Origin of the sequence: Brevundimonas sp. UBA5713 (assembly GCF_002419815.1) — a bacterium.
Lineage (GTDB): Bacteria > Pseudomonadota > Alphaproteobacteria > Caulobacterales > Caulobacteraceae > Brevundimonas.
On the sequence record NZ_DIGV01000058.1, the window covers coordinates 25,496 to 36,843 of the forward strand.

Here is an 11,348-nt window from a genome sequence, read left to right on the forward strand (position 1 = left end):
GGGCCCTATCCGTTCAAAAACGCCTTTAACGCAGCCGGTTTCAGCGGCTTGGGCAAGACGATTGCTCCGGCCGCTGCGGCCTGTTCGGCCAGCCTTTCCTGCGTGGCCGCGGTCACCAGTGCGAGGCGGGTGACGCCGCGACCCTTCAACAGGCGCGCCACATACAGGCCATCGGGTTCGCCCTCATCCAGATGTAGGTCGATAATGGCTGCATCCAGCGGCCCCTCTATCGCCTCGACCTCTGCGGCAGAGCGCGCCAGCACCGGCACCGCGCCCCAGCGTTTCAGCAGGGCATCCAGCGCCCGAACAATCGTTGGCTCGTTATCGACGCACAGGACCCGCTTTCCGGACAGAGGCGTGCGAACGGTAGGCACGGCCTTGGGCGTTTCGGCGACCGGCAGGGTGCGGGGCGTCGAGATACGGAAGGTGGTGCCGTGTCCGACCTTGGATTCCAGCGAGAGCGGATGGCCCAACAGGTCCGACAGGCGCTGGACAATCGCCAGACCCAAGCCTGCGGCCGGTTCATCCACGGGCGCGCCCGGCAGGCGTATAAACTCGCCGAAGACCTTGGCGCGGGCCTCTTCGGGGATGCCGCGACCGGTATCGATCACCACGATCTCGATACGTGGTCCATGGCGACGCGCGCCCACGGTGATGGTGCCGATGTCGGTGTAACGGATGGCATTGGCGACCAGATTTTGCAGCATGGAGCGCAGCAGGTCGCGGTCGGTCTCGATCCACACCGAGGTGGGCAGGACGTTCAGTTCCAGTCCCTTGGCGCGGGCCAAGGGAGTGAACTCGCGGCGGATATCTGTGAACAGCTGGTTCAGCGCCAAAGGCGCCATGGCAGGATCGACCCCGCCAGCCTCCAGCTTTGACAGATTCAACAGGGCGGTCAGCAGGCGGTGGGCGCTTTCAATAGAACGGTCGGCGTTGACGGCCAGTGTCTGCGCCCCGCTGGTCGCCACGCCCTTGTCTTCGCGCAGTGCCCCGATGAACAGACGGGCCGCGTGCAGCGGTTGCAGCAGGTCGTGGCTGGCGGCGGCCAGAAAACGGGTCTTGGAAGCGGTCGCGCGTTCGGCCAGCTCGACGGCGGCCTTTAGCTGTTCGGTGCGTTCGGCAACGCGGGCCTCCAGCTTTTCATTCGCCTCTTTCAGCTGGCGCGCGGCGCGGCGCAGGTCGGTAATGTCGGTATAGGAGGTAACATAGGCTCCGCCTGGAATGGGCTCGCCCACGGCGCGCAGGACGCGGCCATCGGGGCGTTCGCGCTCATGGAAATGCTGCTGGCGGCGGGCCAAGGCATCCAGACGCCGCGCCACCCATGCCTCGATATCGGCCTCGTCCATATCCGCTTCGCCGTGTTCGGCATTGTAGCGATAGACGCTGGCGATGGGCATGCCGACATGCAGCAGGTCGCCGGGCAGGTCGAACATCTGGATATAGGGCTGGTTCCACGCGACCAGACGCAGTTCCTCGTCCACCACGGCCACGCCCTGATCGATGTTGTCCAGCGTGGTCAGCAGCAGTTGGCGGTTGAACTGAACGGCCTGAGAGGCCTCGTCCAGCATGCGCACAACATCCTCCGGCGCACGACCGCCGCTGGCGAGGGCGACCCCTATTACCCGGCGCGCGGCCACAGCCCCGACCGCACCGGCCAGCATGCGTTCGGCGGCCCGGGCCAGACCCGCATCGGCAGGATCGCTGCCGCGCAACCGGACGCCTGATTCATCGGCCCACGCCTTGAAGGCATTCTCGGCCCGTTCGTCGCCGATGAAGCGTGCCACCAGCAGCTTGAGGTCCTGAACCGAGGCACCGGCCAGATGACCGCGGGCTTCCAGCCAGTCCGCCTCGAGGTGATCGACGAAGGCGCGGGCCTGAACGCGGTCGATCAGGCCCGGCACGCTGGCGCGCGAGACCAGAATATAGACCAGAAGATTCAGGCCGAGCGACAGGAAGACACCCGCCGCAAACGGGTCCTTGATGCCCAGCACGGCGGGCACGCTGAAGGGTGTATCCGGTCCGAACTGTGGCAGGGCCAGAAACAGCACCCACACCACCATGCCCACGCTCAGACCTGCGATCGCCCCGCGCGCATGACCGCCGCGCCACAGGACCGCGCCGAACATGGCCGGTGCCAGTTGGGCCAGGGCCGCAAAAGACACCAGACCCATGGCGGCCAGACCGCGCGTCTGGTCCATAGCCCCGTAATAGAGCCATGCCAGAAACAGAATGGCGATAATGGCCAGTCGGCGGATGTTCAGGATCATGCCCGCCATCTCGCCCATCGACACCGGCTGTCCGTCGTCGGAACGCGAGCTGCGGGCGCTGAAAAGGGGCAGGATCAGGTTGTTGGACACCATGGCCGACAGGGCCACGGCCTCGATAATCACCATGGCCGTCGCGGCGGAAAAACCACCCACAAACACCACGGCGGTCAGCAGGCCCTGCTGGCTGGAAAACGGCAGGGCCAACACCAGAAGGTCCGGATCAACATCGGGGAAGTTCAAACGTCCTGCGGCCACCAAAGGCAGGACGGCCAGCGAGGTCAGCGCCAGATACAGCGGGAATATCCATTGGGCGCGTCGCACCTCATCGGGTGCGCCACCTTCGACGAAGCCGACGTGGAACTGACGCGGCAGACAGAAGATAGCCAGCGTCGAGACCAGGGTAATGGCCAGAAAACGCGCATCGGCGTGGGGCCAGTCACCCAGTTCGCCCATCCCCAAGGCCACGGCCTTGGCGGTATTCGGTTCTCGAAACAGCAGCACCAGCGCAAAGCCCGCGACGGCCAGAAGGGCGCACAGCTTGACGATCGATTCTACGCCGATGGCCTGTATCAGTCCGCGGTTATGCTCGGTCAGGTCGCGTCGGCGTGCCCCGAACAGAATGGCAAAACCGGCCAGCACGCCCGCGAGGATCAGAACCGTCAGGTTCTCCGAACCGGCGACGGCGCTGTTCACATTGATCATCTCTCCGGCCATGGAGAGGGATTTCAGTTGCAGGGCGATATAGGGCAGCGATCCGAGGATAGCGACCAGAGTGACGGCCGCGCCCAGCACGGGGCTTTTGCCATAGCGGGCGGACAGGAAGTCCGCCATGGAACCGACATTGGCGCGCCGTGCCGCCGAGGCAATTCGCCGCCACAGCGGAAACAAAAGAGTCAGTCCGATGGCGGGGCCGATATAGACCGGCAGATAGTCCCAGCCATCGCGGGCCGCCGTGCCGACCGCGCCGTAATAGGTCCACGACGTGCAATAGATCGCCAGTGACAGGGCGTAGAGGCTGGGGCCCAGAAGGCCGGTGCCCTTGGCCTTGACCGAGGGGCGCTCGTACCACCACGCAATGGCGAACAAGGTGGCCATATAGGTGGCGGTCAGGACCAGTGTGGCGAAACTGAACATGGCAGCATCTTCCCTGCACAGCCTGTGCGAACAAGCCCTGACGTGGAATATTTGCGCGGCGCTGAATAGAAAGAAAGGGCGGACCGCGCGGGCCCGCCCTTGTGTAGACCGAGTTTAGACCGCGCGATCAGGCGTGGATGTCCACATCCTTGCCTTCGCGGACCCAGATGATGCCGACGATCACGGTCATCACCGCAATGGCGATGGGGTACCACAGGCCGTAGTAGATGTTGCCGGTGGCCGCCACCATGGCGAAGGCGGTAGTGGGCAGGAAGCCGCCGAACCAGCCATTGCCGATGTGATAGGGCAGCGACATCGACGTATAGCGGATATTGGTCGGGAACATTTCGACCAGAGCCGCCGCAATCGGCCCGTACACCATGGTCACATACAGCAGCAGGACGAACAGTATGGCCACGACCATCGGCTTGTTCACCAGATTGCTGTCCGCCTTGGCCGGATAGCCGGCTTCAGCCAGAGCCGCGCTGAGCGAGGCATCCCAGCCCTTCTTGGTTTCGGCAAAGGCATCCTTGCCGAGAGCCGTGCCGTCAAATGACTCGATGGTGCGCTCGCCGACCTGAACGCGGGCCAGCGTACCGGCAGGGGCCTCCACATTGGTGTAGTTGATGCCGGCCTTGGCCAGATGGGATTTGGCCACGTCACACGAGGTGTTGAACACTGTGGTGCCGATGGGGTCGAACTGCAGGTTACAGTCCGCAGGATTGGCGATGACCGACACCGGAGCGGTCGCGGTCGCTGCCGCCAGTTGCGGATTTGCCGCTTTGGTCAGACCCTGGAACAGCGGGAAATAGGTCAGGGCCGCCAACAGACAGCCGATCAGAATGATCGGCTTGCGGCCCACCTTGTCCGACAGCCAGCCGAAGAAAATGAAGAATGGCGTGGCCAGAACCAGAGCAATGGCGATCAGTACATTAGCCAGTGCCGGATCGACCTTGAGCGTCTTCTCAAGGAAGAACATGGCGTAGAACTGGCCCGCGTACCATACCACGGCCTGACCGGCGGCCAGACCGAACAGGGCGATCAGCACCAGACGCAGGTTCGGCCATTTGCCGAAACTGTCCTTCAGCGGGGTGGTCGAACCCTTGCCTTCGGCCTTCATGCGCTGGAAGGCGGGGCTCTCCGACAGTTTCAGGCGGATCCACAGCGATACGCCCAGCAGCAGGATGGAGACGAGGAACGGAATACGCCAGCCCCAGCTGAGGAAGGCTTCCTCACCCACCAGTGTGCGCACGCCCAGAATGACCATCAGGCTGAGCAACAGGCCGATGGTGGCGGTGATCTGGATGAAGGAGGTGTAGAAGCCGCGCTTACCGTGCGGCGCATGCTCGGCCACATAGGTGGCGGCCCCGCCGTACTCGCCGCCCAGCGCCAGACCCTGGATCAGACGCATCAGCACCAGAATGATGGGTGCCGCAATGCCGATCACCGCATAGGCAGGCAAAAGGCCGACCACAAAGGTCGACACGCCCATCAGCAGCATGGTCACCAGAAAGGTATTCTTGCGTCCCCAAAGGTCGCCGAGGCGACCAAAGACGATGGCCCCGAACGGCCTGACGGCGAAGCCTGCCGCAAAGGCCATCAGGGCAAAGATGAAGCCCGTGGTTTCGTTCACGCCCGAAAAGAACTGGGCGGAGATGATGGTCGCCAGCGAACCGTAGAGAAAGAAGTCGTACCACTCGATTACGGTGCCGACGGACGAGGCAGCAATCACCAGTTTGTCGTTCTTACCGACCTGGTGCCCGCCGCCGTCCGCCCCGTCATGGGTGCGGTCGGTCATAGGCGATTATCCCTTCCTGTGTGGCCGCCCCTCCGGCGGCCGGTTTCCCTAAGCGCTCCGTTTGTTTTTGGATGGAGCGTCACAAGAGAGACTGACAGGAGGAAGGCGGGTTTGCAGAGATCGACGTTCGTCTAAATCGCTACAAACCCGCGCCCTAAATCAGATACCCATGCACAAGTATTTGATTTCCATATAGTCATCGAGACCGTGGCGGCTGCCTTCGCGGCCCAGACCCGACTGTTTGATGCCGCCGAACGGGGCGACCTCGGTCGACAGGATGCCGGTGTTGATACCGATCATGCCCGTCTCCATAGTCTCGGCCACGCGCCAGATCCGGCTGATGTCGCGGCTGTAGAAATAGCCTGCCAGCCCGAAGATGGTGTCGTTGGCCAAGGCCACGCCTTCATCCTCGGTTTCGAACTTCACCACACCAGCCAGCGGACCGAAGGTCTCTTCGCGGCACAGCTGCATGTCCTGTGTCACACCGGCGACGACGGTCGGCTGGAAGAAGGTCTTGCCCAGTTCGTGACGCTCGCCGCCCGTCAGGATGGTGGCCCCCTTCTTCACGGCATCGGCCAGATGTTCCTCGACCTTTTCGACGCCGTTTTCGTCGATCATGGGGCCGATCTGAACGCCCTCGTCCAGACCATTGCCGACCTTGAGCGTCTTCACCTTGGCGCACAGCTTTTCGACGAAGGCATCATAGACGCCGGCCTGAACATAGAAGCGGTTGGTGCAGACGCACGTCTGGCCCGCATTACGGAATTTGCTGGCCACGGCACCCTCGACGGCGGCGTCGATGTCAGCGTCATCAAACACGACGAACGGGGCATTGCCGCCCAGTTCCAGCGAGACCTTTTTGATAGTCTCCGCCGACTGGGCCATCAGGGTGCGGCCCACCTCTGTCGATCCGGTAAAGCTGATCTTGCGCACGGTTTCGTTGGAGGTCAGCTCACCGCCGATTTCAGAGGCCGATCCTGTCAGCACATTGAACAGGCCCGCAGGCAGGCCGGCCTCTTCAGCCAGCACCGCCAAGGCCAACGCCGATAGCGGTGTCTGGCTGGCGGGCTTGAGCACCACGGCGCAACCGGCGGCCAGCGCAGGGCCGACCTTGCGGGTGATCATGGCCGAGGGGAAGTTCCACGGCGTAATCGCGCCGACCACACCCACCGGCTGTCTCAGGGTGACGATGCGCTTGCTGGCGTCGTGGGTGGGGATGACCTCGCCATAGGCGCGCTTACCCTCTTCCGCGAACCAGTCGATGAAGCTGGCGGCATAGGCGATTTCGCCCTTGGCTTCGGTCAGGCTCTTGCCCTGTTCGCGGGTCAGCAGCTCGCCCAGCGCGTCCTGATGCTCCAGCATCAGATTGTACCATTTGCGCAGGATTTTGGCGCGGTCGGCGGCGGTGCGTGCGGCCCACGGCTTCATCGCCTTTTCGGCGGCGTCGATGGCGCGTTTGGTCTCGGCCCTGCCCATCTTGGGCACGGTAGTGATGATTTCGCCGGTCGCGGGGTTGTCGACCTTGAGCGTGTCGCCGCTGTCAGCATCGACCCATTGGCCGTCGATATAGGCTTGGCTTCGGATCAGGCGATTGTCGCTCATCATACGGCTCCCGTTTAGCGAAGCGGCATAAGGCGACACGACCGCCGGTTGATCAAGAGGTCAGCGCACCCTCGTTACCTAAAAGCAGACCCGTCTTGATCAGATCGGACAGGCTGTCGGCTTCCATCTTTTGCATCACCTTGGCGCGGAAGACCTCGACCGTGCGGGGGCTGATGTCCAGCATCTGGGCAATGGCCTTGTTGGACAGGCCTTCGATCAGGGCCGAAAACACCTGCGACTCGCGCGGGGTCAGGCGCTCGTAACGTTCGCGGGCGATGGCGGTCAGGCGCTGGTGTTCGCTGACCTGCCCCAGACGCGACAGGCTGGCACGGACGCTTTCGATCAGCCGCGAAGGATCGAACGGCTTTTCGATAAAGTCGACCACGCCCTGCTTCATCAAGCTGACGGCCAGCGGCACATCCGCATGGGCGGTGATCACCAGAATGGGCCACGCCGCGCCGCGCTCGGCGCTGATGCGGCGCACCACCTCGGCCCCGTCGACTTCCGGCATGCGCATATCGGTGATGACGCAGGCCGTCTCGTCGGTGGGCATGGCACGGAAGAAGTCGGCCCCGCCCGCAAAGGCGCGACAGCGGATGCCCTGACTGCGCAGCAAGACGACCAGCGAGTCGCGCATACCGGCATCGTCATCAATGATGAAGACTGAAGGCGTCATTCGTCACCGTCCACTGTGGCCGTCGTAAGATTAAAGGAAAAACGGGCACCGCCCCACCGCGAAGGTCCCACTCGCAAATGTCCCCCATGACTTTCAACAATGGTACGGGTGACTGACAGGCCCAAACCCATGCCGCCCGACTTTGTCGTCGTCATGGGTTGGAATACGCGCTCAACCTGATCGGGCGCAATGCCCGGACCGCTATCTTCCACGGCAATTTCATAGGCTTGGTCAGTCAGTACGCGACCGGTAATCAAGACCTTACCCCCGGAAGGGCTGGCCTCTACGGCGTTGCGGACCAGATTGACCAGCGCCTGCTGGAACTGGATCCGGTCCATACGCACGTGATCGGGCGAGTCGATATCGACCGAAATCTGCACGCCCTTTTCCTGACCGGTCAGGGTCAGGATCGGCAAAACATCTTCTACCACACGGCGCACCTTTTCCGAAGACAGGGCGCGCATTTCCATAGTCAGCAGTTCGCGCATGCGTCGGATGATCTGTCCGGCCCGCAGCATCTGGGTCTTGGCCAGATCGGTGGTCCGAAACGCGCTTTCCCCCAAGGGACCAGCCCGTTTCATGTCTTCCTGCGCCGCGTGCAGATAGGAGGCGGCGGCTCCCAGAGGCTGGTTCAACTCGTGCGCCAGCGTGGCTGCCATCTCGCCAAGAGAGTTCAGACGCCAGACCTTGTTGAGCTGGGAGTGCAGTTCGCGGGCTTGCGCATCGGCGGCGTGGCGCGGGCTGAGGTCGGTCAGGCGGATCAGCGGGCCCTCTGGCGTATGTTCCAGCCACAGCTCGACGGGAAAGGACGCCTTGTCCTTGCAGCGGGCCAGCCAGTGGGGGCCGGGGGCGTTGATTAGGCCGGCCGGTACAGAGGGGCGCGCGTGAACCTCGAACACAAAATCGGGGATCAGCTGCGAAATATGAAGTGTTTCGAGCGCCTGTTTGGGCTGGCCGAACAGGGGTTCACAGGCAGAGGAGGCCCGCCTGACCATGCCCTTCCGGTCCAGAAGTATCAGCGGCACGGCATCCAGCAGGGCGTTCAGGACTGTGTCGATGGTGGCGGGGGAAAGACCGCGCGGACTGGCGGGCAGGGTCCACAACGGCGTCAGAAGAACCACTGCTGAGGCAAATGCGGCAAGGATCAATCCTTCCACAGCCGTGAAAATACCTGACACGGCCAGACCGCCGAGGGCGACCACGATGAAGCCGACGATCATCAGAGACAGTCGAAATCCCGCCGTGCGGCCCGCACACACACAGGCCAACATCAGAATAAGGGCCCACAGGAGTGGCGTCAGACTCCAGATCAACGGTGCTGCGAGGGTGATGGTTAAAAAACCCAGAGCCAGCAATCGTGTCGTCACTGACGACAGGCCCCGTGCCAGCCCGAAGCGGATGGCCTCGGTGCGGATTTCAGGCCGGCTTTCGACAGGCTTATCGACGCTTTCGGACGCCGACATCGCGGGTGCCGCTTCAGGTAGGGTCATGTGGGCAACCGGTCGGGTCCGAATGGCGCGTTAAGGGCTGTTATCCAAATACGGGTGTGAGACGCGATAATCTGTAACCAGACTATCCGACGCACGGGCGCGGGAAAACGAAGAATTCCAAAAGAGTGCCGCGTCATATTACCGCCAAGCTTGCGCGTGCCAACGCCTCTTTCGTCGACCATGGTCGGCGTAAAAACGCTTGGAACTACAGTTCGGTAATACATTTAGCTTAGCCGTATAAGCAATTCTGCGTACGGCGCGGTTTACCGAAACCTTCGTTTGTGGCGGCAGAAAGTCAGTCAACCTAGCCGAGGTGATCATGCCCCGCTCCACGCGATTCTCAGCGTTTCAGAAAGAAACGCCGAACGCTGCTCCAAACACCGCCCCCTGTTCCAGTGGGCGGTTTTCGGGCTTGGGGGCTGCGCATGACACTTGCGCACGGTTGGCGTCACATGAGGACGGCCAGCCGCGCGTCGGTCAGGCCAATGGGGGCGTGAGTGCATGTTGAGCAGCGTTAACAATCTGAAAATCAATCAAAAACTTACGGTGACCTTTGGCGCGATCGTCGCGGCCATCGTGGTCATGTGCGTGTTGGTGTTTTTCGGTCTGACCGGCATGGAGAACGGCCGTCGTGAGCTGATGACAGCGCGTGAAGCGCAGCTTCAGGCGCAGGCTGCCGAACTCCATATGGCCCGTCAGGATGCCGCTCTGCGCGCCTACATCATGTCGCGCGTGCCGTCCGATATTGACGACGTGTCGGTCCACCGCGCCGCGTTCAACGACAGCCTTGACCGCATTGTCGCGCTGGATCCGACCGTCAAAACCGAGGTCGAGTTCGCCCGCGCCGGTGTAGAGAAATGGTTCGAGGCCGTCGCCGTCCACGGTGTTGGACTGACCAATATGGCGGATTACGACGGCGTGGCACTGCTGGATCCGGTGGTAAAAACACTGGACGATTTGGTCGCCCATCAAGCCGAGCGCGCGGCGGCGATTAATGCCGAACAGCAAAAGACGGCCAACATCCTGCGCATCCTTATGAGCGCGGGTGCGGCGCTGGCCCTGCTGATGGCCGTGCTTTCCGGTTGGTGGTTGACCAGTGCCATGGCAACGCCGCTGCGTCAGGTCACTGCGGCCATGCGCAAGCTGATTGCGGGCGATACCCAGGTCGAAATCGCAGGCGCTGAACGCCGTGACGAGATCGGTATGCTGGCCTCTGCCGTCAATCACTTCAAAAAGGCCACACAGGACAAGGCCGCGCTGGAAGCCCGCGCAGCCGCCCAGCAGAAACAGGCCGAGCAAGAGCGTCGTCTGGCTGACGCCAAGCGCGACGAGGATCTGCGTCAGGACATGATTGCCATTGGTGCACTGGCAGACGGTCTGGAGCATCTGGCGCGCGGCGATCTGACGTGGCGCTTCAATGCTGAAGTGCAGCCCAAGGCCCAGGGCCTGAAGGATAATTTCAACATCGCGATGGAAAAGCTGGAAACGGCTGTGTCGCGGGTGAACGCCAATGTGGGCTTGATCAACTCCGGCATTATCGAGATCAGCTCCGCCTCCGATGATCTGTCGGCCCGTACCGAGCAGCAGGCCGCGTCTCTGGAAGAAACCGCTGCTGCCCTGGACCAGATCACCGCGACGGTGACCCGTACTGCCGAGGGTGCGCGTCAGGCAACCAATCTGGTCATGAATGCGCGCGGCGAGGCCCAACGCAGCGGCGCGGTCGTGACCAATGCCGTCAACGCCATGAATGCCATCGAGTCGTCCTCCAACAAGATCAGCGCCATCATCGGCGTGATCGACGAGATCGCCTTCCAGACCAATCTGCTGGCCCTGAACGCCGGTGTCGAAGCCGCGCGTGCGGGTGATGCCGGTCGCGGCTTTGCCGTGGTGGCCTCCGAAGTGCGGGCGCTGGCCCAGCGCTCGGCGGATGCGGCCAAGGAGATCAAGGTTCTCATTCAGGCCTCCAGCCAACAGGTGGGGCAGGGCGTCAATCTGGTCGGTCAGACCGGCGAGGCTCTGCAACAGATCGTTCAGCGCGTGGCCGACATCGATAGTCTGGTGACCGAAATCGCGGCCTCTGCGCAGGAGCAGGCCACGGGTCTGGCTCAGGTGAATGCGGCCGTGAACCAGATGGATCAGGTGACCCAGCAGAATGCGGCCATGGTGGAAGAGACCACCGCTGCGGCCCACTCGCTGTCGACCGAGGCTGACACTCTGGCTGCGTCCATGGGCCTGTTCCGCGTCTCCACTCCGACTCCGATGGTTGCCGCCAGGTCGATGGCTTCCGCTGCTGCGATGCGCGCGCCTGTGTCCGCGCCGGTCGCTGCACCCGCCATGGCCCCTGCGCCCATGGCGGCACCAAAGCCCGCGCCTGTGGTCGA

At 62.9% G+C, this 11,348-nt stretch carries 6 protein-coding genes; 1 reads left to right on the forward strand and 5 read right to left on the reverse strand.

Going from position 1 to position 11,348, the window contains the following annotated elements:
* Positions 1-5: 5 nt before the first annotated feature.
* The 5 genes from B3B04_RS13750 to B3B04_RS13770 form a co-directional block, all read right to left on the reverse strand.
* The gene (locus tag B3B04_RS13750) at positions 6-3,401 is read right to left on the reverse strand and encodes a hybrid sensor histidine kinase/response regulator (protein WP_292043688.1); all 3,396 of its coding nucleotides are present in this window, start codon (positions 3,399-3,401) and stop codon (positions 6-8) included.
* Between the two features lie 127 nt (positions 3,402-3,528).
* Positions 3,529-5,199 carry an MFS transporter gene (locus B3B04_RS13755; RefSeq protein WP_292043689.1) on the reverse strand — a complete coding sequence of 557 codons (1,671 nt, stop codon included), beginning with the start codon at positions 5,197-5,199 and terminating at the stop codon, positions 3,529-3,531.
* A 159-nt stretch (positions 5,200-5,358) separates the two neighbouring features.
* Positions 5,359-6,801: an NAD-dependent succinate-semialdehyde dehydrogenase gene (locus B3B04_RS13760; RefSeq protein WP_292043691.1), complete on the reverse strand. Its 1,443-nt coding sequence runs from the start codon at positions 6,799-6,801 to the stop codon at positions 5,359-5,361.
* Between the two features lie 52 nt (positions 6,802-6,853).
* Complete coding sequence (locus tag B3B04_RS13765; RefSeq protein WP_292043693.1) at positions 6,854-7,477, reverse strand: response regulator transcription factor; 624 nt, start codon at positions 7,475-7,477, stop codon at positions 6,854-6,856.
* Complete coding sequence (locus B3B04_RS13770) at positions 7,474-8,967, reverse strand: sensor histidine kinase (protein ID WP_292043694.1); 1,494 nt, start codon at positions 8,965-8,967, stop codon at positions 7,474-7,476. Before B3B04_RS13770 ends, B3B04_RS13765 begins: the two co-directional genes overlap by 4 nt.
* A gap of 501 nt (positions 8,968-9,468) precedes the next feature.
* On the opposite strand from B3B04_RS13770, the gene B3B04_RS13775 reads away from it, so the two are divergent.
* Positions 9,469-11,348: methyl-accepting chemotaxis protein (locus B3B04_RS13775; protein WP_292043695.1), on the forward strand; the 1,880-nt coding region annotated here is incomplete at its 3' end.